The following is a 22,397-nucleotide window of genomic DNA, read 5'->3' as shown; positions in this document are numbered from 1 at the left end:
TATCGAATACAATAAACAGCTGGAAAGGTCCATTTGTTTTTGTTATGACCCAATTTTTTGGATTTTGATTATTTTTGAAGGCTTATAGTGCTTTGCCCTGATATTTTCCTTCTCTTTCAAGCTTCCGCCGCATCAGCTGCCGGTACTCCGTGGGCTGCATATTCATAACATCGCGAAATGCTCTTGTAAAGCTTTTGTAGCTTTCATAGCCAACCATGGTGGCTACCTCGATAATTTTATGATCGGTTTCGGCTAGCAAGCGGCGGGCTTTATCTAGGCGCACATCGCGCAGGTATTCTGCAAAGCCTTTGCCAATATTCTTTTTAAATAGGTTGGAAAAATAGGCGTAATTAAGCGACACATGGTTGGAAACCATCGCTAGATCCAGCGGCTTATGGTAACACTCGTGTATAAAACGAATGGCTTCATTTAAGTCCTGCGTTTTGCGATAGCTGCACTTGTAATCATAATAAAACTGGTTCAGCCGAAGCAGCTGCTGCTGCAGCGCCTGAATATAATCTCGAATCCCCGGATAATCGAATAGATTCCGCAAGCATTCGATATCAAGCGCCTCTTCCCCCATGTAGGGACGGATCACCCGCTCATACTCCTCTAGCATCTGCACCGTTGCGCTGCATAACTGCTGTGTGTACCTTATATGGTAACGCTGCAGCACATTTTTGTGGAATAGCGTAGAAATGCCTTGGGCAATTTTCCCGCTGTTTTTGGTGCCAATAAGCTGAAACAGGGCATATAGCTCTTCATAGGGAATTTCCCATTGCGACTCCAGCCTATCTATATGCGCGGGTAGGATGCATTTCTTATCAGGGAACAAGTAGCTATGGCGATATAGTTCAAGTACCTGTGTATAGCTGCCGGGAAGCCCTTTTAAGCCTTGCTGAGGTCCTGTGATAGCCGCTGTGGCATCAATCTGACTTGCCTTAAGTGCAGCAGGCAAAGCATTCGTATCTGTGGCCGCATCAACCGCAAGAATCAGGTATGGGCGGTGCTGCAGGCATATATATCCTTGGCTGCCATAGACACGGTAAGCAATAGATTCGATGCTATGGGCACTGTCTGCCCCCGGTTGGTTGATCCACAACTCTTCCCGCAGCAAGCACAGTCGGTAATTATCCCAAAGTTTTGAATTTTTCTGCTGAGTCTGCCGAATCCATGCCTCATCGTTCACTGCGCCTTGCATAAACATGCAAAGCTCTTTACGGTCTGTCTCCTCAGCGCGGCGGGACATATGCTCCATATTGCGGGAAAGGGCCTGCCGCGCCTGTATTTCCTGACCAATATGCTCTACTGCGGTAAGCAGATCCTCCCGTTTTACCGGCTTGAGCAGGTAGCCTTTTGCCCCAAGCCCAATGGCTTTCTGGGCATAAGCAAAATCACTATACCCGCTAATTATGAGGTAATCCACGTTGAGATGCTCTTCTTTGGTTTGCTCCATTAGCGCCAGTCCGTCCATATCCGGCATCATAATATCGGTAATCACCAGATGAATGTTATGCTGACGCAATAAGTGCAGCGCCTCAATTCCGTTAGCGGCACAATAAATAGCATCAAGCTGCAGTGGAAATTGGCGCAGCATGGCCTGCAGGCCATCGCGTATGTGCTTTTGATCATCTACAATTAGAATATTGATCATGCCCTACCATCCTCCAAGATTCACATTTTCCCAAGGCAAACGTAAGGTTACACAGGTATAAGCACCCTGTACACTGTCAATTGAAAGACCGCAGCCCTTGCCATAATGAAGCTGCAGGCGCTTATGCACGTTTTCGAGGCCGAGGCCGTTTTTGCTGGTCACAATTGGCGTATCTGAATCGCCGCTCAGCACAGCTTGCAGACTAGCCAGCATCTTCGGATCAACACCCGCACCGTCATCGCGTATCTCAATTCGTAATAGGCTGTCATTCTCCACTTGTACGGTCATTTGTATGTGTACACTGCCGCCTAAAGGTGCCGCATGATGAACCGCATTTTCAACGATGGGCTGCATGCACATTTTAGGAATAGCATAGTGAAGCACCTCCTGCGGGAGATCCGCCGTCAATACGATGCTGCCACCCTCCATAAAGTTAATGAATTTGATATAGCTTTCGATGTTGGCGAGCTCCTCACGGAGGGCGACGGTATCGCTGCGCCACTGCATGCTGTAGCGCAGCTGTGAGCCTAACGATACGAGCGCATCGGCGATTGCAGGCTGCTTCTGAACTTCCGCCAGCATCCGAATGGATTCCAGCGCGTTATACAAGAAGTGTGAATTGATCTGCGAATGGAGCGAGTGCAGCTGTGCGTTTTTGGCAACGAGCTGCTTATCCACCACCTGCGTCATCAGACGACTAATTTCGTCCAGCATTTTGTTGTAGCTGATGGCTACCTCATCGATTTCATCACCGGTCTCGTGTTCATCGAGGCCGATATTAATCTTCGCATCCAATTGGCCTTTCCGCACCTGACGCATAGAAGATAACACGCTGTCCAATCGGCGGAAAATGCGGCGGGTCGTATGGGATACGAGCAGCATGATCAGGAGCAATACACATAAAGCAATGACTACCACAAAGGCATACCAGCTGCGCGGACCCTTCATCAGTGCTTGATGGGAAGCAATATCTACAACATAAGCGTTCAGTGGAGCGATATAACGGTAAAGCGCGTAGTAGGTTTGATCTCCCACTTGGACCTTCATAGGGCTATCCTGTTGAAGTACATCCAGCTGCCGATGAATGCTGCCAAGGATACTATTCAGCCCCTCCCCAGCGGTTTGAGAAAATAGATGCTGCGGATTATATATATTTTTGGAAGGATTTGTTCCGTCCATGACAACCGAGAAGAAATCCCCTCCGCTCTCCTCCAGCAGGTCGTTGAAAAATACGCTGTGCTCGGCACGGATTTCCATAATGGTAGGAAACTTGTTCTGTTGACCCTGAAGCCGTACCAATCGATAATAGGCTAGCGTATGCTCGCCATCCTTAAAAGCAAACAGACGGTATGCTGCGCCGCCTTCATCTCGAAGGGTCTCCCAATAATCCTGCGGCCAAAACTTGTCATAATGATAGATTTCGGGCCAAATTTCGAACAGGTTCGGGTTATCGACATAAAAGCTGAGCTCACTGATCATCTCATGGCTTTCAATGATATTATGCATCTGCTCAAATTGATTTTGTTTAAATTTCACGAGGCGGAGGCCATCCCCGCGCATATTGGAGTGGATAAAATCCACGAATGCCTTCTGAGTCAGCGCTGTTGAGGAAGCGTTTTCAAACATGTCCATTTTGCTGCGCAGCTGTTCGTTCAGCCGTGCGACATGGCTGCTGCCGGTGGCCATAGCGTCTTTGTATAACTGGGCTTCCTGTATACGGATAAATAAAAAGGACACCAAAATGGCAGGGATCGCAATGACTAGGCTAAAGGCCAGAAACAGCTTTTGGGATATGCGGGCATTACGGTAAAGCTTTCTCATTTTGGTCAGCATATACTTCATTTAACGGTCCTCCCTACCTCCGTAATATACCATATATTACAAACCGGCTGGTAGGTAACAAGGCGTTACTTACAAATGTGTAAGCAAAGCCGGAAATACCGGCCACCATTTCGGCAGCCGGCAGTAAATAGCGTATAGATGTAATTACTCCGCCATTTTTGCTTTTCGTACATCCAGCTCGGCTTGGCGATATTCCATCACCTTGTCGAAACCGTAGCTCACGCGGCGGGCAAGAAAATTATCAAATATTTTATCAAAAGCTGCTTCATCCTTAGCCGTAATCAGCTCAGGCAGCACTTCCTCCCAATTTTGTGAGATGCGTGACCAGGCTACCGCTACCTCAGAATCACCCAGTGGATCTAAGCCTTTGTAGATGCCGCTGTCAATATCGGCCTGCGCATTGGCGAAGTCCTCCATTTGCTTAATGACGGGTGCTTTCTCCGGTCTCCATTGGTTGATAATAACAGGGTTCCGCATCATCCAGTAGGTATCCATAATGCCGTATTCCTTTTCAAACTTTTCAATATCCGTTTCAAGCAATTTAACCATGTCAGCCTTTAACTGCGGCTTGCCGCTCACCATTTCCCACGTCTCGCCCTCCTTGCCAAGGAATAAGTCTCGTTGACCTTCTTCACTAGCTAGGTACGTCAGGAAGCGGATAGCACGTTCAGGATTTTTAGTTGATTTGCTGATCATTGTAACCATCCAGCCGTCCATGTTGCCAGGGAACAGTTTCGCAGAATCACCCTTACTGTTCTGCGGTCCATCTACTGCAATATAGTTGGAATCCGGGTTCCCGCTTGCGGCCAGCATCGGATTGACAGCCGTCATTCCCGTCCACTCGCGAATCATCATGAAGTAGCGGGCGTTGTTCGTTTTTTCCTCTACTTGCGTATCGGAGTCCACTAGGAAATCCACATTGATCAGTCCACGCTCGTATGCTGTGCGGAAGGTTTTCAGCCAAGCGAGGTAATCTGGATCGGTAATGCGGTCGTAGACTTTGCCGTCTTTTTCATGCGGAACAGCGAGTAGATTTTGCAGGTATTCACTCATCCCATAAGGAACATTCCCCTGTGCAAAGAAGGGACTAATCGGTTGGCCTTTATACTCGGGATACTTATCCTTGAGCAGCTGCAGTGCATTTAGAAAGCCCTCCGGCGTACTCAAATCTGGTTTGCCCATCTCCTCATACAGATCTTTTCTCACCAAAAAGGTTTGGTTGGCGGCTGTCATGCCTGTTTCATGCATGAGATTAGGGCTGTAGGAATCATTCGGAATGCCATACGTATTGCCATTTTCTTGACGATACCACTTCAGGGTGCCGTCTCCCGCCACCTTGAAGAAGTAGGGATCATACTGTTCTGCCAATTCATTTAAAGCATATACATGGTCGCCTTCCCATAGTTTCTTGACAGCGTTTTCCCAAGAGCCCATAGAAATTAAGTCTGGCAGCTTGCCAGAGGTCATCATTAAGGTAATATGCTCATTTGCTTCACCAGAAGGTACTTCGAGCTTAATATTGACGCCTGTTTTTTCGGTTACGTACTTGGAAGTCAAGCTCTCTCCCCAGCTGTGGGCATACCAGGATGCGCCTACGAACCAAGATAGCTCGACTGGGCTGGTATCCAGCTGCCAAGCAGGCTGTTCGGGGCTTGGCGTTGATTCGCCTTGTGGCTGCTCGGTACTTTCCGCAGGGGTTGAGGTCGGCTTATTTTCGTTATTCTCCGATTTGGTACACGCGGCCAAGCCTAATGTAAGTATTACGGCTAAAACAATTACCATGCTTAGCTTGATGAGGTTGTGCTTCATGACATGAACACCCTTTCTTTACTGTTTTTTTATAGGCCCCATACGCCTCGCTAACGATTCTTAGAGAAACGCACAGCACTTACCCTTTAATCGCGCCAATCATTACGCCTTTGACCAGATAGCGCTGAATAAAGGGATAGAACACGAGAATTGGCAGCGTTGCCACCATCATCGATGCAAATTTGATGGAGTTGCCAGGCAGTCTTGCGCCGAATTGAGCCATGGCTTGCTGCTGCATGAAGGACATGGAGTTCTCTGCAATGATTTTGTACAGTATGGTTTGCATAGGCAGCTGATCCTGCGAGCGAATGTAGATTACGCCCTGATAATAATCATTCCAGTGATAGACGGCTGAGAAAAGCGATATGGTAGCCAGTACGGCCATGCTGTTAGGCAATACGATTCGAAACAGAACGCCATAATCCGAAGCACCGTCTACCTTTGCGGATTCCTCTAGGCTATCGGGAATCGTGCGGAAGAAGCTCATGAATATAACCATATTGAAAAAAGTGTACATAGCCGGGATGATGAATACCCAAAAGCTGTCGTAAAGGCCCAGCTTTGTCATCAGAATAAAGGAAGGGATTAAGCCGCCTGAAAACAACATTGTAATCAAGGCGATTTTGAGATAGATTTTGCGGCCGATTAAGTTGGATTTACTCATTCCATAAGCCACAATGGCGGTAAATAACACATGTACCGCTGTTCCTATCACCGTGCGCAGCGTAGTAATGTAGAAGCCGTGCATTAGACTTTTATCATTGAATACAACACTGTAGCTGGCTAGTGAAAATTCCTTTGGAAACCAGTTTACGGTGCCCAGCATGGCTTGCTCCGGTGCATTAAGCGAATTCATAAATACAAACCACATCGGGTACAGCGTAATGAAGCAAACTGCCAGCATCAGCAGCGCATTGCACACCTCAAATACGCCAATTCGCCGCAATCTTCTGCGTCTTTCCATGTATCTGCCCTCCCTTTCTTAAAAAATGCTGTCGCCAGTTAATTTCTTGGATGTGTAATTGGCCAAAAATAATAGCCCTAACGCCACAATGGAGCGGACAAATAAGACGGCTGTTGAGAAGGAATGGCGCCCAGATACCAAGCCCATGTTATAGATGTACAAATCTAGGCTTTCGGCCATCTTCATGTTCATGTTGTTCTTCAGCATAAAGATCTGTTCAAAGTTGCTGCCGAGTATCCCGCTGACAGCGAGGATGAACAAAATAGCGATGGTAGGACGAATGCTCTGAATGGTAATATGCCACATCCGCTGCCAACGGTTGGCGCCATCGAGCTCCGCTGCCTCGTATAGCCCTGGATCAATGCCAGCGATTGCAGCGATATAAATGATGGCACTCCAGCCCGTTTCCTTCAGCGTATCGGAGAAATAGGTAATCCACCAAAAATATTTAGCGTCACTATTAAACAAAATTTCGCGATCCTGCAATCCGAGCGCCATCATCAGTTGGTTGATGACACCGCCCTCGCCCAGCCAATTGAGCATAATGCCGCCAAAAATGGTCCAGGCAATAAAGTGCGGAAGGTATGAAATGGTTTGTACTGTGCGCTTAAATCGAATCGTCCGTATTTCATTAAGCATCAGGGCGAAAAAGATGGGAATGGGAAAACCTAGAAGCAGCTTGATGCTGCTCATCCCTAGAGTATTGCGGATCGAGCGCCAAAAACGGTCATCCGTAATAAAATCTTGAAAGTGTTTCAGCCCTACAAAGGGTGATTGCAGCATGGGCTTGGCGATACTGAAGTCCATAAATGCAATAATCAGCCAAAACATTGGAATATAACAAAAGATGAACATCCATATAATGCCTGGGATTACCATGCTTTGCAATTGCCATTGCCTAAAAAAAGTTTTTATTTGTCCCGTCCTGTTTTGAAACATGTTCTGCGCCCCCTTCCTTTTCATCGTATGAAAATAGACCTAGGAAAAAAAGGCCATGATTTTTGACCCTATCCCATTTTTTTGGATTTGTTTGACTGGGTGTCAAAATTAAGTATGCTGTGAATAAATGAAGGGAGTGTGCATGGGATGGGCAAACTTTTATGGGAGCAGGATTTTATAAATAGAAATACCGATTTGAGCGCATGGAACATTCGACTTGGCAACGATTTGCTTGATAACGATGGCAAACCAATAGACCCGGGCTGGGGCAATGGGGAACAGCAGTTTTATACCGGACATGCTAACAATCTATATATCGATGAATTGGGGCTAAACCTATGCGCGCGACGTGAAGCCATTGAAAAAGACGGTCGGCAATTTGCGTACACCTCGGCCCGCATAGATACAAAAGACCACCTCTCCTTCTGCTATGGAAAGCTTATCGTTCGCGCAAAGCTGCCAGTAGGACAGGGGTTATGGCCAGCCATATGGCTGCTCCCGCAGCATCAGGCTTACGGTCCTTGGCCTGCCTCTGGCGAGATTGACATTATGGAAGCTAAAGGCCGCTTGCCGAGGCAAGTATCCGGAACGCTGCACTACGGGAAGGATTGGGACCATAAAATTACCGATGAGTTCTCCTACCAGCTTGAACAGGGAACCATTAACGAATTCCGTGATTATTCACTGGAATGGGATGCTGGCTCCATAAGGTGGCTGGTAGATGGGCATTGCTTCGCCGAGCGCCCTATGGAGCCGGGCATTATGCCCTTTGACGAGCCTTTTTATTTGGTGCTTAACCTTGCTGTTGGGGGCTGGTATGACGATGTAGCTGTGGATGAAACAGCGCTGCCAGCGGTCATGACGGTTTCAAACATATGGCTGTATCAAAGTTGAAAAAATAGCTGCTTGGGGTCATTTTTGGGGGAAGAAGAATAGACGGAGTTACAACTGTAAAGCCAAGAATAATAGGGCATACCCGTATTGGGAATGCCCTATTTTCGCTATAGTCTGGATGGGGGGAACTTTACTCGCGTATACTTAGAACGGTTTGAATTCAGTAAAGAAGCATTTTCATTCGTTTAAAGCGTCAGCCCACCATCGACCAGTACGATGGAGCCCGTCATGTAGCTGGAGCGATCGGAAGCAAGGAATGTGACGACCTCCGCCAGCTCGTCCGGCTTAGCATAGCGACCCATACGCATATTTCCGACTTCCTCTGGTACATATCCACCGGACATGAAAGCCTGTTCTACACTCTTCGTCAGAGCCGTTTCCACGCCACCTGGACAAATGCCGTTGATACGGATACCTTTTTTCACATACTCGATTGCCGCACCTTTCGTAAGACCGACAACCGCATGTTTGCTTGCGGAATAAGCGGATGCGCTGTGCTCACTTTTGACTCCAGCTGTCGAAGCGGTATTAATGATCGTTCCGCTTTCTTGCTCCTCCATTACCTTTAATACATATTTCATGCCGAGGAAGACGCCCCGGACATTAACGTTCATAATTCGGTCGAACTCGTTCTCATCAATATCAGCGAGCTTCGAGAACTTCTGTACAACGCCGGCATTGTTGAAGAAAATATCGATACGTCCGTAAGTATCGACGGCCGCTTTTACATAACGCTGAACATCCTCGCTTTTTGACACGTCGGCCGGTACGAAGATGGCTTCGCCGCCCTGTTCCTGAATCATTCGAACCGTCTCTTGACCGGACTCCTGATTAAAATCAACAGCGACAATCGTTGCGCCGTTGCTGGCCATTTTCAAGCTGCTTGCACGGCCGATGCCGCTTCCTGCTCCAGTAACGATAGCTATTTTATTTTCCAACATATGAGTTCATCCCTTTCGAGTGTAATAGCAAAGGATCTTTGCCTTCTTCATTGTAATGCGCTTTCATTTATGAAAATTGTATTTATCAACGATTTGTAGTACTTTCTTATCATCTTCTTTTTTAACCTTAATCGTACCCTATGGAGGTTCGTATGAATAAGCTCTCTGAACTGGTTGTTTTTGGCCAGCTTCTCTCTGATGTGATTGGAATCCCTGTATTTATCATTCATCCGGGTCGGACAATTGAAGCGGAATATGCTGACCGTTCGCTTCAGTCTAATCCTTACTTTACGTCCATTCGTGAACAGGTGGCGGGCTACGCTTATGCGCTTTATGCTGCAGAGCAGCCGGTTCATTTTACCCGATCACGGCTCCAATATTTTTTTGTAAATGCGATGGATGAGAACCAGCTTACTGGTACGCTTGTCGTTGGTCCGTACATGAATGAACAGCCGCAAGAGGGTGAATGGAACGAGACAATAAGCTCCCTACCCATTGATAACCGGAGGCACTTACTGGAGTTGTACGAAGAGATTGCTCTGCTCTCCACGGAGCGCATAGCCGCATGTAGCCGAATGATTTATTATGTGCTTCGCAGGCAGCTCGTTGATTCGTCGATTAGTCTTCTAGCGGATGCAATGTCGATGCAGGAACCGGTTGTGGAGAAGAAAGAGCCGGATGCTGAGCTGTCGCGAAGACGTCGAAGCGGTATGCTGCACGCCAACCTGTCGCATGAGCGTGTCATGCTGCATTATGTGCGTAGCGGAGAGCGGGAGAGAATAAGAACATTCGTCATGGAATCCATCATTGCCGAGGACGAGTTTGGCGTGCTGGCCAAGCGGAGCAGGATTCGAAGCGAGAAGAACCTGATGATTACGGGAATCGCCCTGATTTGCCGAGCTGCAATTGAAGGAGGAATGCACGAGGAGGATGCGTTTACGCTGAGTGATTTCTATATTCAGCAGCTGGAGGAGAAGGATACGCTGCAAGCGATAAGCGCCATCATGACCGAGGTGCTGTTCGACTTCGTTGACCGGGTCTCGGAGGTTCGCCGGGGTCACTACTCACCCGCAATACAGGATAGTCTTCACGAAATCGCTAACCATCTATACGGTGACATTACTCTTGAACGGCTAGCCGAGAGTGCGAATCTTAGCCCCAACTACTTGTCGAGCTTGTTCAAGAAGGAGGTTGGACTGACTATTTCCGAGTATGTCCAGCGTGAACGGATTGAGGAAGCGAAGAGGCTGCTCACACTGACCGATTACCCGATTGCCGATATCGCAGCATGGCTGAACTTCAACGATCAAAGCTATTTCAACAAGGTATTTAAAAAGTGGAATGGCATGTCGCCGAAGGCATATCGGAAGAGCGAAAGGCGTCCGGCGCAAAAATATTCGGAATGAAGTGTAAAAAAACACTTACATCGGGGATAAATATTTTGTTATAATACCAAACAGACCAGTCGGTATGTTTTTGGGGGAGGTGTTTTAAATTGAATACAAAATCGCTAATCATCGAGAAGGCTACCGTCCTATTTCAGCAAAAGGGATACAAAAGTGTAGGTCTAAATGAAATTTTAAAAGTCTGCAACGTTACAAAAGGAGCGCTGTATCATCATTTTCAAAATGGTAAAGAAGAGCTGTTAATTGCTTGTTTGCAAGCTTTAAACGAAGCCATTACGACAGATATCGAAAATATTTTTAGAAGGTATCCATCAACCATAGAAGCCACACAAGGCATGATCGAAAAACTAATTCACAACTTAGAAACGGACGGTACGATTACCGGTTATACATTTAGCAGTATTGTCAGTGAAATGGGCACAGTGAGTGAGCCTGTCCGAAAAGCATGCAGTGTGCTGTATGAAAATATTCAACATATTTACTATGCGAAACTTGTAGCTGAAGATTATTCTGATGAGTCAGCTGCTGCTATTGCATTGATGATGACTGCTACAATCGAAGGTGCTATGCTGCTTTGTTTAACGCAAAAATCATCGACTCCCTTAAGAACGATCGCTAAAATGTTGCCAAATGTATTGAAGACCTTTAATACAGAAAATTAGTTATGTTGACTGTACCTGATCTGTATTTATCGAATGATTAAACAAAGAAAAGTTTTTTGAAAGGAAGAAAAGAATGAACTTAGAAACAAGATTGCCGAGAAACGGAAAAGAGGGAGCATTGTATGGTGCAATTATTTGTACAATGACCGTTCTGTTTATGACGTCATTAAATATAGTTTTAGCTTCCCGAGAATTTAATGCAGAAGTTGCCTTCATGATTCTTAAAACGCTGCCGATCATGTGGATTATTGTCATGATTTTGGAGCCTGTGTTTATTGGCCGTATCGCTGAAAAATTGGTTGATAAATTTACTGAACCTACGGACAGCTTTAATTCCAAAATTATGTTCCGTATCTTATTTACTGTACTAGGAATGTCAGCTTGTATGACGCTTATTGGTCATATTGTAGGAAACGGTTTTAGTTCAGAAATTTTTAGCAACTTCTTAACCAACTGGCCAAGGAACTTCTTAATTGTACTAATCGCTGAGAGCTTAGTTATTCAACCGATTGCGCGATTAGCGATGGTAAAGCTACATGCTGTCCAAGACAAAAAGATGATGAAATGTTGATGTCACCGCAACCATATAGCAATTAAAGCAACAATACTGAAAACATAAATAAGCTCTCAGTAGAACTGATTCGTTCGACTGAGAGCTTATTTATGTTTTCGGAGAAGTTATTCCAGATCTACGCGCTGGTCCGTATTTTGATGCAAACGGAACAGCTGAGAGAGCTGCTTGGCAAGAAAAAGCGGCGTATAAGGCATATCATTGCGAAGCCAGCAGACAATTGTACCAATAAAGGCGGAGGAGCCGTACCAGATTGCAATATCTTTGGATACGATTACCGCCGGTTTAGATGAGTTGGTGTTTTGGTACTCTCTTCTGCTGGTGATAAGATCAACAATTAAATTCGAAAGCTTATCCGTGAAGATTGGTATGCGCTGCGAAGCGAGCAGAACCTTATAAAACTTAGAATTCTCAGCAATATGCTCGAGCACTTTAAGTAGAATGGACCAATCCAAATCAGTAGAACGAGGCTGATTTCGAATATCATGAAGAATAGTATGTATTTCATTAATCATGTCGTCTGATAATCTCTCAAGCATTTCCGGAATATCTCGGTAATGAAGATAGAAAGTAACACGATTGATGGTCGCGCGTTCTGCAATACGATTCACAGTTATTTTTTCTAGGTCCGTCTCCTGCAGCAAATCTACAAAGGCATCTCGAATCAATTGACGCGTGCGAAGTACACGTGGATCCATTCGCGGTGAGGTAGTTGACATAGGTACTCATTTCCTTTCCCTACAGATTATTTAAACTACAAGTATAGTTCTTTATGTAGTTTATTCTCGGTATAGACGACAGAATCTGATGATCTGTAAACTAATAAACATTTTCAAAAAATCTGTAGTTTGTAAATTAGGCGCGATGTAATTATAATCTTTTACATTGAGTTTATTATACTACAAAGTGTTAATTAAATTCACGAACAATTTGAAGGGATTGAACATCATGAGTACAAGTTTAGCTTTTGACAGTAATTCAATTAAGAAAGGTCCCTTATTGTTTGTCATGATACTGGGTGCGTTCATCGCAGTTCTGAATCAGACGATAATGAGCGTTGCGCTGCCGGAGTTGATGATTGACTTTAACATTGAGGCGTCTACAGCACAGTGGCTGACAACCGGATACATGCTGGTTAACGGAGTGCTTATTCCAATCACTGCATTCCTAATGCAGCGGTTTACGACCCGTGAGCTGTTTCAGTCTTCCATGATCATTTTTCTCGTCGGTACGATTGTTTCGGCAGTTGCGCCTAACTTCGACATTTTGCTAACTGGCCGCCTTATTCAAGCCGCTGGAGCGGGGATTATTATGCCGCTGTTAATGAATGTTATTCTGACTGTATTTCCTCCGGATAAGCGCGGAGCTGCTATGGGAATGGTTGGTTTGTCTATTATTTTTGCTCCTGCAATTGGACCTGCAATCGCTGGTTATGTCATGGAGCATTATTCGTGGCGTACGATGTTTTATGGAATGCTACCAATTGTCGCCATCATTATTGTAGTTGCTTATATTTTCCTGAAAAATGTAGCTGAACGAACTTATCCTAAAATCGATATTTTGAGTGTCATTCTGTCAACAGTTGGATTTGGTACCGTTCTTTATGGCTTCAGCAGTGCAGGAAGCAAAGGCTGGTCAAGCGCGGAAGTGATTGCATCGCTTGTTACGGGTGTGGTTGCCTTGATTTTGTTTACATGGAGACAGCTGATTTCGAAGGATCCGCTTCTGGACCTAAGAGCTTTTAAATACAGCATGTTTTCCCTAACCACCATTATTAATATTGCTGTAACCATGGTCATGTATGCAGATATGATGCTGCTTCCACTCTATTTGCAAAGTGCACGTGGATACACCGCTTTGGAGTCAGGCTTGCTTATGCTCCCTGGCGCGCTTCTAATGGGACTAATGATGCCGATAACCGGAAAGCTATTCGACCGGTTTGGAGCAAAATGGCTGTCCATTATCGGTATGGCTATTACGATTATCACAACGATCGGCTTCGTTAATTTGACCGATTCGACTAGTTATACGTATTTAGTGCTGATGTCCACAGGACGCCGCTTCGGTATGGCAATGTTCCTGATGCCAATCACTACGGCTGGTCTCAACCAACTGCCAGCAAGACTAAATGCGCACGGTACTGCGATATCCAATACCATCAAGCAGGTAGCTGGCGCGATAGGTACTTCACTGCTTGTTACGGTTATGGCTAGCCGTACAAAAGCACATCTTATAGATATGTCTGCAGCAGGCGACGCGGCTAATTTTTCGAAGGAGCATATTATGATGGAGGCTTCTATTCAAGGTATTAATGATGCTTATCTTGTCATCATTGGAATCGGAGTAGTAGGTCTGGTGCTTTCCTTCTTCATTAAGCGTGTAGGGCAAGCTGAGGAAGTAGAAGAAACTAAAATAGCTCTGAACCGAAAAACGGCTGTTGAGGCGTAAGGAATAACGGTAGTTCCTAAATGTTTGCTCATTACAAATTATTAAGAAGAGCCTCGTGACTACTCACGAGGCTCTTTTTTGGCTTGAAATCAACTAACTGGATTCGCGCAAGGTTTTTAAATAAGCAGCAAAGCTCTTAATATTCATCCGGATATGCCGATTATTACCTTCAAGCTTGCTCATCATAATGCCGCCCTGCATGATGGAAAGGGAGAAGGTAGCCAGCGCCTCTATATCAAGGTCTTCTTTGAACTCACCGCTTTGCACACCTTCGGATATAATTTTTCTTTTGGCTTCCAGCGTACCTTGCAATGCTTGCTGGGCTTTCTCGCGTAGGCCTGGATGACTGTCGTCGCTTTCGATAGCGGTGTTGAGGAGCGGACAGCCCCCGATGAAGGGAGGCGCTTCAACGACTTTCTCGTATATATTTAAATATGCCAGCAGCTTGCCAGAGGCCGTTTCCTGCTGACTGATTGCATGAGCAAGCTGAGCACCAACAATACGCCCGGCATAACTAAAGGCTTCATATGCAATCTCATCTTTACTGGAAAAATGACGATAAATGCCGCCTTTCTTAATGCCTGTCAGCTCTGTTATATCAGATAAGGATGAGCCCGAATATCCCTTTTGGTTAAAAAGTTCAGCGGCTTTCGTTATGATGTAATGGCGTGTCTTTTCACCTTTCTCCATCGTCATCCCCCGTTCGTAACTGTATTTGTACACGTAGTATATCAAACGGATTTGCACTCTTGCAAAACATACCATCTATGTTATCATAAAAGATACCGAACGGTATCTTTTATGAGCGACAGGGGTGAAACGATAATGGGCACAACATGGTTTAAGGAATCCAGTTATGCATGGATTGGATTAGGGTGTCTTTGGATTATTGGATTTATTGGTGCATTGACCAGGTTCAGCATGTCTTTTTTTCAGGTACAAATAGCAATGGATTTACAGATTAGCAGGGGATTTATTTCGATGGCATGGTCGACAAATTTATTAATTACAGCGATATGTGCCCCTTTGGGAGGCTGGCTTGTAGATCGTTACGGTGCAAAAAGGATATTGTTTATAAGTGCAGTCTTGAGTACTTTGGGTACTGGCGTTGTCGTGTTAGGGAACCAGCCTATCTTGTTTTTCATTGGGTATGGTGTAATCTCTGGTTTAGCTGGTATTGGGCTGACGACAAGTTATATATTGATGTTTGAATGGTTTAAGCATCATCGTGCTAAAGCAATGGCACTGCTTGGGAGTGCTTCCTCTGTAGGATTAGCGATTATTACGCCAATTTTTGTATCCGCGGGATGGCTGACTTGGAAGGATGCCTTTATGGCTTCTTTTGCCCTAGGAATTGTTGTGACATTACCTGTTATTTGGCTGGGAATTAAGAGCTCTCAACAGCAAAATATAAAAAAAGCTCAAACCGATCGTCCAGTAGTGATCGAGGAGCATGATATGCCGCTTAAAGAAACAACACCACCCAAGAAATTTGTCCATCTTCCTATCTTTGTCGTGGTCGCTATTGCGCTGTTCACCTGCGGTGTTAATATGGGTTCCGTCGAAATGAACTTGGTAGCTATACATCAGTTGGCAGAAGTGTCACCAAGCATGATCGCCTTATCCATGAGTATACTTGGAATTATGGAAATTACGGGGGCTCTCATTTGCGGCTATTTTCTGGATCGATACAATAAATTAATGATGATGTCCATATTGTATGGCATACGTATTTTGGGTTTTGTTTTCCTCTTTATGCACTTGGGAAGCTCGCCCATTGTATTTGCAATCGCGTTTGGAATTACTTATTTAACCGCAGTACCGGGAGGAATCCTTGTCATTAATGAATTTGCGAAAGGGAAAGGAAAACATACGGGAGTCCTTCTTCTATTCCACCAGGGAGGCGGTATAGTGGGAGCTTTAATTGGAGGCTTATCTTTCGATTATTTTGGAAGTTATCAGAACCTGATTGCCGTTGACATTCTAATCTGTATCCTTGTAACGCTGGGGTACTTCATATTATTTACGACCCATAAACGGAAGCTTCGAATCCCCAATAATAAGGTTGCAGCAAGCGAGGCGCTTTGACTTATTTTGAGGGAAGGTGCGCTTTAAAATTCACTTTCTAGATGATATGCTGAACCGTAAAGCGGTACTGATGAAAGGATAACGAAATGAAAAGCATATTGTTTAAGTATATGACTAAATTTACGTCTCTTAGCGATGGGGAACAACAGGCTATCGTCGATGACATCCTTGTCGAGGAATATAAAAAGGGAACAGTACTCCTTAGACAAGGAGATGTTCCCACAAAGTGTTATTTCGTGCTGAAGGGCATTGTCAGACAGTACTTAATAGATGAAGCGGGAAAAGAGGTTACATCGAATTTTTTCACAGAAGAGCAAGCCGTATCGATCTTCAATCGTCATCAGCAAAATAAACCGTCCGCGTATACCTTAACTTGCCTTGAAGATTGTGTATTGGTGGTTGGGGAGCTCGGTGATGAAAAAGGCATGTTTAATAAACACTTACAACTTGAATCAATGGTACGCATAATGGTAGAAGAAAATCTGGGTGAGGTACAAGATGAGTTGACATCATTCATTGCCTCTGCACCTGAAGAACGCTACAAAGCGCTATTACGAAAAAGGCCTCATCTCGTTGATCGTGTGCCCCAACATCAATTGGCAAGCTATCTTGGCATAACGCCAGAGTCATTAAGCAGAATCAAGAAACGGGTCAACACCAGCGATAGTTAAGGAAGCTATCTTTCACTTCTGGGAAGTTTCCCTCCTCTGAGCAGCAGCCAAATTCCAAAGCCTAGCTCTCCTGCAATCATTGGCGCCATAAATACGACGTTAAGTACATCAATTACCCCATCGTATTGTGAAAGAAACGTTTTGCTAAGGTGAACGACGATATAGCCCATTGAAGCAAGCAGCAGTAGAATGCTGATCACTTTAGGAATACGGTTTGATTTTAAAGCCACATAGCCCACAATGAACAAATGCCCGCCAAAAACGACCAAGCCAATAGACCAAATCGATTGGAATGCCTTAAGAAAAAGCATCATAAGAGATTGCGTCTGTTCGATATTAAATGAGACCAACTGGTCTGTATTTTTCGAGAGCAGCCATACAAGGATCAAGTTTAGAATGGCAATTCCGAGTATTGTCGTATAAGTAAGACGGAGCCATGCGCCTAGCAATGAAAGGCTCTTATTCAATGGCTCTAGGAACACATAAAAAGCCCAGGTGACAAGAATGTCAGAAATCATAATGATGACCCAGCCAAAGATTTCACCTTTGAAGAGGTTATTTGATGATACGATGTTGTTGAATGTCGCGCTGGCGTCGCCTTCCACAACAAGGCTCCCATGGACAAAGCCATAGGAAAAAAATGAGGCAAGAGTCATGATGATGAGTGAAATGCCAGCCGTTAGTGCAGCAGTTCGCTGATTTGATTTTTCTTGTAAGGTGATAGTCATAAGAAAGCCTCCTATAGATCCTGTATTGTTTTCATTTTAACTAGGAGGATTATGACCGGTCATTGACTTAAATCAAGGAAGAGGGATTTTTAAATTCATGAATACGCCTCAAACCTATAATCAATTGGTGGATTACTGGAAGCAATATCAGAAGTTTTTTCCTGAAGAAATGCAGATAAATGAAAACGGATTGCCAAAAGAAGAATGGATGACTTGGAACAATGTTCATATTCATTTGGATCGAATGCCTGCTCCGGATGCAAAATTAAAAATTATTTTCATCCATGGCGCTGGCGGGAATGGCAGATTGCTGGCCCCATATGCACGAATACTGCAAACATACGGTTATGAAGTGGTATCGCCGGATCTGCCGCCGTATGGCTTAAGCTATGCAAAATCTGCAAAACAATTAGATTATCAGCTTTGGATTGACATACTTGCGGCATTGATTGATGAGGAATTGAAGCGGGACGGTAAACCGATTATCTTGCTAGGTACTAGCATAGGAGGCATGTTAGCTTATCACACCGCTGTACAGAGTAAGCAAGTGAAAGGATTAATTGCAACAACATTTGTTGATACGAGTGATTCCAGCGTTCGTGATCAATTAGCTCCTAACAAACTCATTAGTCGGTTGGGGAAATTTTCGATGGACAGTTTTCCTAATCTGTTAGATTCCTTACATATCTCTGTTAATCGTGTATCTCGTATGAAATTAATTACGAACAATGTCGAGTTGAACAAGCTTATTATGAATGATGCTCATGCTGCAGGCACGAAGATCCCTTTGCGCTTATTAAGAACGTTCTTAAATATGAAACCGGCAATAAAACCTGAGCATTTTGATGTTTGTCCGGTTTTGCTCGTCCATCCTCAATTGGATCCTATGACTCCGTATAGCTTCAGCAAACCATTTTTTGAAAAAATAAAAAGTAAAAAGGAATATGTAGCTTTAGAAGGGGCAGGCCATTTTCCAATTGAACAGCCGGGGCTAGAGCAGATGAATGCTGCGGTGCTATCTTTTTTGAAAACAATAGAGAACGAATAATAAGTAAAACAACTATTCATATCGACTTAAAAAAGCCCTTTTTGCGGAATGCAAAAGGGCTGATATGCGTTTATAGGCTGTACGATTTTATCGCGATGGCGTTTGTCCCTATTTTTCTTGCGTATTTTCGATACCAAATTGTACCCTTGCACGATAATTATTAATTTGATAGTATTTAGACATCGAATAGTTAGACATCTAAATACAATGCGATCATATTACTTTATCGTGAGTGTCTCTAAGGAAGGGGTTTACGAATAATGGGAAGAATGAACGAGAAAGTGGCGCTTATCACTGGAGGAGCTTCAGGCATAGGCTTGTCCGCAGCTAACTTGATGGCAAAAGAGGGAGCAAAAGTAGTCATTGCCGATTTTAATGCTGAGGGGGCAAAAGAAGCTGCCGAAAATATTAAAATCCAAGGCGGCGAAGCCGTAAGCGTATTTCTTGATGCCGGGGACGAAGTGTCCATTAAGGAAGCAGTTGAATTTACGGTGCAACAATATGGTAAAATCACAAGCCTGTTCAATAATGTTGGCTCGACAAACCTGAAGAAGGATATAGATGTTGTTAATGTTGATCTGGATGAGTGGGATCGGCTTATGAATGTTAATTTAAAGAGTGTTTTACTCGGCTGCAGATTTGCTATCCCGCATATGATTCAAGCTGGTGGAGGTTCGATTATTAATACAGCTTCCATGGCGGGTTTTCATGGAGATGCAGTTCGGGTTGCATACGGAGCTTCGAAGGCCGGTGTTATAAATCTTACCAAATATATCGCTACCCAATATGGGAAGAATAACATTCGTTGTAATGCAGTAGCACCTGGATTGATTTTGACGCCGGCTGCTAAAAATAATATGCCCTCGGAGGTATTGGATATCTTCGCTAAATATAACGCACTGCCTTATCACGGAGAACCGGATGATATTGGACATACCGTCCTGTTCCTTGCTTCAAATGAATCCAGATTTATTACTGGACAGACGATTCAGGTTGAGGGAGGGCATTATATTGCAAACCCATCCGTCCCTGATTTTGAGCAATATATGAAATTGGCACAGCATTAATAACAGCTGAAGCGGCTAGCCAAAGTATGCTGACATGAATAATAGAAATTCGCGATGCGGTATTAATGATAGGAACAAATAGCAGATCAATCAAATTACGTGAGGAGTATGCAATATGGGGAAATTGGACAATAAAGTAGCAATCATTACTGGCGGGGCATCGGGTATAGGCGAACATATGGTTAATCTATTTGCACAAGAAGGAGCTATCGTTATTGCCGCAGACATTAATGAGGCAGCTCTTGAAATGGCAAGTCAAAAACAGAATGTTTACGGAATGAAATTGAATGTTGCCTCTGATGATGATTGGCAGGCGCTTGCAAAGGATGTTCATGATCGTTTTGGTAAAATTGATATTCTCGTCAACAACGCAGGCATCTCTTCTGAAAAACCATACGAGCAAATCAATATCGAGGATTGGCAGAAAATGCTCTCCATTAATGGGTTTGGCCCATTTGCCGGGATGAAGCATGTCACTCCCTATATGGCAGCCCAAAAGAAAGGCTCCATCGTTAATATTTCTTCGTACACGGCTTTGATCGGCCAAGGCTTTAATCACTATTCAGCCTCTAAGGGTGCGGTTCGCGCGATCTCTAAAGCGGCAGCTACAGCTTTTGGCCGTCAAGGCATTCGGGTAAACGCACTATTTCCTGGGATCATTGAAACACCAATGACACAAGCTTTAAGCACCTCAAAGGACCTGTTGGACCGCTTAATCCAGGCCACACCTCTACAGCGTTTAGGCCAACCTGATGATATTTCCAAAGCAGCGCTGTTCTTAGCTTCTGATGATTCTTCGTATATTACAGGATCTGAGTTAGTCATTGATGGTGGATACTCAGCTCAATAATGTGTAATATGATGACAGCCCTTAATTTTAATTAAGGGCTGTCATTTATGTGCGCCAAGGAGGTCTTTATGGAAGAGCAAACCATCTTCAATCTCATACATAACATGGATAAGTTCACCAATAAAATGATTATTCAGTGGAACAAGTCATTCAATGAGGACTTAGGTGTTTCTCATGTGCTTGTGCTCGGCCATCTTAAACAAAACGGAAAGAGCAGGCCATCGGACATTGCAAAAATATTAGGGCTTACCCCGCCAACGCTTAGTTATTTATCGGAAAAACTTGTTGCCAAGAAATTAGTCGTCAGATTAATGGATGAGTCTGATCGTCGAATTATTTATTTGGGCATTACCGACAAAGGCGCAGATATTCTTAAAAGAGCACAGCTGGAGGGGCAAAGGCTGCGTACAAATTTATTAGATAAATTGACCGAGCAGGAGCGGGAGCAGCTAGCCAACCTGTATAGTAAGCTGAATAGTGAGGACTAGATTTTCTGTTTACGCACGATTGTGGTTGCGGTGAATCGTACTGGTGTTTGTTAAAAAGAGGATAGGTAAGCCTTGCAAGCTGCCTATTATTTAAAACATGCCTAAGACGATCCAAAGGACGGTCTTAGGCATGTTCTCGTTTATGCTTATTTCTTTAATTGTAGCAAATTGATAATGATCGTTGATGCCGATCTTGTCATTGAAGCTATACCTGAGGTCGTACAAATGAAAATTGATTTCTACAAGAAGTTGGGAGAGGCTGCTCCTGCCAAAACGATTTTTGCAACAAACTCTTCAACTTTATTGCCAAGCCAATTTGCGGATGCAACAGCTCGTCCGGAAAAGTTTCTAGCGCTGCATTTTGCAAATGAGATTTGGAAAAACAATACGGCGGAAATCATGAGGCATCCGGGAACAGATATGAAGGTATTCGATGAAGTTATTGCGTTTGCGAAAGCCATCGGAATGGTTGCTTTGCCTTTACATAAAGAACAGCCAGGTTATATTTTGAATTCTTTATTAGTTCCTCTATTGGAAGCTGCGCAGCTGCTCTTAGTCAAAGAAGTTGCTGATGTAGAAACGATTGATAAAACATGGATGGTAGCAACAGGAGCGCCACTAGGCCCGTTTGCCATCTTGGACGTTGTAGGCATCAATACCGCTTACAATATCGGACTTGCAAAAGCGCAGGCTACAGGCGATCAAAATTTTGAGAAAGTGGCTACGCTATTGAAGTCAGAGTACGTAGATAAAGGAAAGCTTGGAAGAGCTACCGGAGAAGGATTTTATAAATATCCGAATCCTAATTTCATTAAACCGGATTTTTTGAAAAGTTAGTTCTATTTCGTTACAAAAGAAAAGGAGCTGTCCCAAGTAGATTTATCTACGCTTGGAGCAGCTCCTATTTTTTATGAAGCGTAAGCAGAATGATCTCCTCCCCTTAGCATATTTACAGCTTACGAACCTAGCAGGTCTTATTTTAACCATTTGTAGTGGATTAAAATTGTAACGATCTCCAGAATCATTATTTCGAGAAAAGCAGCTCATAACACGTTACAAAGCATGCAATAACGTTAATAAGATTCGTTAAAATGGAACGGAAGCCGTTTTCTGCATAATAAGCATCATACAGTTCGTTAGAGAAATGGTCTTGGGATGTTATGACTAAATTAAAAAGACCCCGGCAGAAGCTGCCGAGGTCAACTATATAAAATAAATTGCGCACAAAGAAGGACTATGATAATATTAATGAACTACTGAATAGTTTTTTTGAAGTTCGCAGATTTATTACATCTTATCTACACTCTTATCTTATCACATGGATTTA

Annotated in this window: 20 protein-coding genes and 1 pseudogene; 12 read left to right on the top strand and 9 right to left on the bottom strand. The window is 44.1% G+C overall.

All coding sequences use genetic code 11. From position 1 onward, the window contains the following. Window positions 1-82: 82 nt before the first annotated feature. The 5 genes from AC0VYE_RS33715 to AC0VYE_RS33695 form a co-directional block, all read right to left on the bottom strand. Window positions 83-1,654 (bottom strand): response regulator transcription factor, encoded by a 1,572-nt coding sequence (locus tag AC0VYE_RS33715; RefSeq protein WP_475445221.1) that lies wholly within the window; start codon window positions 1,652-1,654, stop codon window positions 83-85. A 3-nt stretch (window positions 1,655-1,657) separates the two neighbouring features. Then, on the bottom strand, window positions 1,658-3,496 hold the full coding sequence (locus tag AC0VYE_RS33710; protein ID WP_475445220.1) for a sensor histidine kinase: 1,839 nt from the start codon (window positions 3,494-3,496) through the stop codon (window positions 1,658-1,660). Between the two features lie 144 nt (window positions 3,497-3,640). Further along, window positions 3,641-5,305, bottom strand: coding sequence for an extracellular solute-binding protein (locus AC0VYE_RS33705; RefSeq protein WP_475445218.1), 1,665 nt, complete (start codon window positions 5,303-5,305; stop codon window positions 3,641-3,643). A gap of 79 nt (window positions 5,306-5,384) precedes the next feature. Further along, window positions 5,385-6,269 carry a carbohydrate ABC transporter permease gene (locus AC0VYE_RS33700; protein ID WP_475445215.1) on the bottom strand — a complete coding sequence of 295 codons (885 nt, stop codon included), beginning with the start codon at window positions 6,267-6,269 and terminating at the stop codon, window positions 5,385-5,387. A gap of 18 nt (window positions 6,270-6,287) precedes the next feature. Next, window positions 6,288-7,208, bottom strand: a complete 921-nt coding sequence (locus AC0VYE_RS33695) for an ABC transporter permease (protein ID WP_475445213.1) — start codon at window positions 7,206-7,208, stop codon at window positions 6,288-6,290. A 147-nt stretch (window positions 7,209-7,355) separates the two neighbouring features. Here AC0VYE_RS33695 and AC0VYE_RS33690 point away from each other — a divergent pair, with 147 nt between their 5' ends. Beyond that, a complete protein-coding gene (locus tag AC0VYE_RS33690; protein ID WP_475445212.1) occupies window positions 7,356-8,102 on the top strand; it encodes a glycoside hydrolase family 16 protein in 747 nt (248 codons plus the stop codon). Window positions 8,103-8,287: 185 nt separating this feature from the next. On the opposite strand, the gene AC0VYE_RS33685 is transcribed toward AC0VYE_RS33690, so the two are convergent. After that, on the bottom strand, window positions 8,288-9,043 hold the full coding sequence (locus AC0VYE_RS33685) for an SDR family NAD(P)-dependent oxidoreductase (protein ID WP_076266514.1): 756 nt from the start codon (window positions 9,041-9,043) through the stop codon (window positions 8,288-8,290). A 152-nt stretch (window positions 9,044-9,195) separates the two neighbouring features. Between AC0VYE_RS33685 and AC0VYE_RS33680 the strand changes: the two genes are divergently transcribed. The 3 genes from AC0VYE_RS33680 (at window position 9,196) to AC0VYE_RS33670 (ending at window position 11,682) form a co-directional block, all read left to right on the top strand. After that, on the top strand, window positions 9,196-10,449 hold the full coding sequence (locus AC0VYE_RS33680; RefSeq protein ID WP_475445210.1) for a helix-turn-helix domain-containing protein: 1,254 nt from the start codon (window positions 9,196-9,198) through the stop codon (window positions 10,447-10,449). An 89-nt stretch (window positions 10,450-10,538) separates the two neighbouring features. Further along, window positions 10,539-11,111, top strand: coding sequence for a TetR/AcrR family transcriptional regulator (locus AC0VYE_RS33675; RefSeq protein WP_475445209.1), 573 nt, complete (start codon window positions 10,539-10,541; stop codon window positions 11,109-11,111). A gap of 73 nt (window positions 11,112-11,184) precedes the next feature. Beyond that, window positions 11,185-11,682, top strand: a complete 498-nt coding sequence (locus AC0VYE_RS33670) for a DUF2798 domain-containing protein (RefSeq protein WP_475445207.1) — start codon at window positions 11,185-11,187, stop codon at window positions 11,680-11,682. 107 nt (window positions 11,683-11,789) lie between these two features. Here AC0VYE_RS33670 and AC0VYE_RS33665 read toward each other — a convergent pair whose 3' ends face one another. Beyond that, complete coding sequence (locus AC0VYE_RS33665) at window positions 11,790-12,401, bottom strand: TetR/AcrR family transcriptional regulator (protein WP_076266511.1); 612 nt, start codon at window positions 12,399-12,401, stop codon at window positions 11,790-11,792. Between the two features lie 229 nt (window positions 12,402-12,630). Between AC0VYE_RS33665 and AC0VYE_RS33660 the strand changes: the two genes are divergently transcribed. Continuing rightward, entirely contained in the window at window positions 12,631-14,130 is a 1,500-nt protein-coding gene (locus AC0VYE_RS33660) for a DHA2 family efflux MFS transporter permease subunit (RefSeq protein ID WP_475445205.1), read from the top strand. A gap of 93 nt (window positions 14,131-14,223) precedes the next feature. On the opposite strand, the gene AC0VYE_RS33655 is transcribed toward AC0VYE_RS33660, so the two are convergent. Then, complete coding sequence (locus tag AC0VYE_RS33655; protein ID WP_475445203.1) at window positions 14,224-14,820, bottom strand: TetR/AcrR family transcriptional regulator; 597 nt, start codon at window positions 14,818-14,820, stop codon at window positions 14,224-14,226. A 135-nt stretch (window positions 14,821-14,955) separates the two neighbouring features. On the opposite strand from AC0VYE_RS33655, the gene AC0VYE_RS33650 reads away from it, so the two are divergent. Both AC0VYE_RS33650 and AC0VYE_RS33645 read left to right on the top strand, forming a co-directional pair. Then, window positions 14,956-16,218 (top strand): MFS transporter, encoded by a 1,263-nt coding sequence (locus AC0VYE_RS33650; protein ID WP_475445202.1) that lies wholly within the window; start codon window positions 14,956-14,958, stop codon window positions 16,216-16,218. An 86-nt stretch (window positions 16,219-16,304) separates the two neighbouring features. After that, the gene (locus AC0VYE_RS33645) at window positions 16,305-16,889 is read left to right on the top strand and encodes a Crp/Fnr family transcriptional regulator (RefSeq protein WP_475445200.1); all 585 of its coding nucleotides are present in this window, start codon (window positions 16,305-16,307) and stop codon (window positions 16,887-16,889) included. Window positions 16,890-16,894: 5 nt separating this feature from the next. On the opposite strand, the gene AC0VYE_RS33640 is transcribed toward AC0VYE_RS33645, so the two are convergent. Further along, entirely contained in the window at window positions 16,895-17,617 is a 723-nt protein-coding gene (locus AC0VYE_RS33640) for a DUF4386 domain-containing protein (RefSeq protein WP_475445198.1), read from the bottom strand. 97 nt (window positions 17,618-17,714) lie between these two features. Between AC0VYE_RS33640 and AC0VYE_RS33635 the strand changes: the two genes are divergently transcribed. The 5 genes and pseudogenes from AC0VYE_RS33635 to AC0VYE_RS33615 form a co-directional block, all read left to right on the top strand. Continuing rightward, the gene (locus tag AC0VYE_RS33635) at window positions 17,715-18,665 is read left to right on the top strand and encodes an alpha/beta hydrolase (protein WP_475445196.1); all 951 of its coding nucleotides are present in this window, start codon (window positions 17,715-17,717) and stop codon (window positions 18,663-18,665) included. A gap of 260 nt (window positions 18,666-18,925) precedes the next feature. Next, window positions 18,926-19,732, top strand: a complete 807-nt coding sequence (locus AC0VYE_RS33630; RefSeq protein WP_076266504.1) for an SDR family NAD(P)-dependent oxidoreductase — start codon at window positions 18,926-18,928, stop codon at window positions 19,730-19,732. A gap of 115 nt (window positions 19,733-19,847) precedes the next feature. Then, the gene (locus AC0VYE_RS33625; protein ID WP_475445194.1) at window positions 19,848-20,582 is read left to right on the top strand and encodes an SDR family NAD(P)-dependent oxidoreductase; all 735 of its coding nucleotides are present in this window, start codon (window positions 19,848-19,850) and stop codon (window positions 20,580-20,582) included. A 68-nt stretch (window positions 20,583-20,650) separates the two neighbouring features. Continuing rightward, complete coding sequence (locus AC0VYE_RS33620) at window positions 20,651-21,070, top strand: MarR family winged helix-turn-helix transcriptional regulator (RefSeq protein WP_076266502.1); 420 nt, start codon at window positions 20,651-20,653, stop codon at window positions 21,068-21,070. A 177-nt stretch (window positions 21,071-21,247) separates the two neighbouring features. Next, window positions 21,248-21,907 (top strand): annotated as a pseudogene (locus AC0VYE_RS33615) (3-hydroxyacyl-CoA dehydrogenase); the annotation flags it as partial. Between the last annotated feature and the right edge of the window lie 490 nt (window positions 21,908-22,397).

Source organism: Pristimantibacillus sp. Z349TD_6, assembly GCF_056173205.1.
This window is presented reverse-complemented; position numbering and strand designations above follow the sequence as displayed.

Coding starts and splice junctions, on each gene's coding strand:
- AC0VYE_RS33620 (WP_076266502.1), top strand. CDS start 20,651: ATGGAAGAGCAAACCATCTTCAATCTCATACATAACATGGATAAGTTC.
- AC0VYE_RS33645 (WP_475445200.1), top strand. CDS start 16,305: ATGAAAAGCATATTGTTTAAGTATATGACTAAATTTACGTCTCTTAGC.
- AC0VYE_RS33660 (WP_475445205.1), top strand. CDS start 12,631: ATGAGTACAAGTTTAGCTTTTGACAGTAATTCAATTAAGAAAGGTCCC.
- AC0VYE_RS33685 (WP_076266514.1), bottom strand. CDS start 9,043: ATGTTGGAAAATAAAATAGCTATCGTTACTGGAGCAGGAAGCGGCATC.
- AC0VYE_RS33695 (WP_475445213.1), bottom strand. CDS start 7,208: ATGTTTCAAAACAGGACGGGACAAATAAAAACTTTTTTTAGGCAATGG.
- AC0VYE_RS33680 (WP_475445210.1), top strand. CDS start 9,196: ATGAATAAGCTCTCTGAACTGGTTGTTTTTGGCCAGCTTCTCTCTGAT.
- AC0VYE_RS33655 (WP_475445203.1), bottom strand. CDS start 14,820: ATGGAGAAAGGTGAAAAGACACGCCATTACATCATAACGAAAGCCGCT.
- AC0VYE_RS33700 (WP_475445215.1), bottom strand. CDS start 6,269: ATGGAAAGACGCAGAAGATTGCGGCGAATTGGCGTATTTGAGGTGTGC.
- AC0VYE_RS33705 (WP_475445218.1), bottom strand. CDS start 5,305: ATGAAGCACAACCTCATCAAGCTAAGCATGGTAATTGTTTTAGCCGTA.
- AC0VYE_RS33650 (WP_475445202.1), top strand. CDS start 14,956: ATGGGCACAACATGGTTTAAGGAATCCAGTTATGCATGGATTGGATTA.
- AC0VYE_RS33665 (WP_076266511.1), bottom strand. CDS start 12,401: ATGTCAACTACCTCACCGCGAATGGATCCACGTGTACTTCGCACGCGT.
- AC0VYE_RS33625 (WP_475445194.1), top strand. CDS start 19,848: ATGGGGAAATTGGACAATAAAGTAGCAATCATTACTGGCGGGGCATCG.
- AC0VYE_RS33630 (WP_076266504.1), top strand. CDS start 18,926: ATGGGAAGAATGAACGAGAAAGTGGCGCTTATCACTGGAGGAGCTTCA.
- AC0VYE_RS33690 (WP_475445212.1), top strand. CDS start 7,356: ATGGGCAAACTTTTATGGGAGCAGGATTTTATAAATAGAAATACCGAT.
- AC0VYE_RS33710 (WP_475445220.1), bottom strand. CDS start 3,496: ATGAAGTATATGCTGACCAAAATGAGAAAGCTTTACCGTAATGCCCGC.
- AC0VYE_RS33640 (WP_475445198.1), bottom strand. CDS start 17,617: ATGACTATCACCTTACAAGAAAAATCAAATCAGCGAACTGCTGCACTA.
- AC0VYE_RS33715 (WP_475445221.1), bottom strand. CDS start 1,654: ATGATCAATATTCTAATTGTAGATGATCAAAAGCACATACGCGATGGC.
- AC0VYE_RS33635 (WP_475445196.1), top strand. CDS start 17,715: ATGAATACGCCTCAAACCTATAATCAATTGGTGGATTACTGGAAGCAA.
- AC0VYE_RS33670 (WP_475445207.1), top strand. CDS start 11,185: ATGAACTTAGAAACAAGATTGCCGAGAAACGGAAAAGAGGGAGCATTG.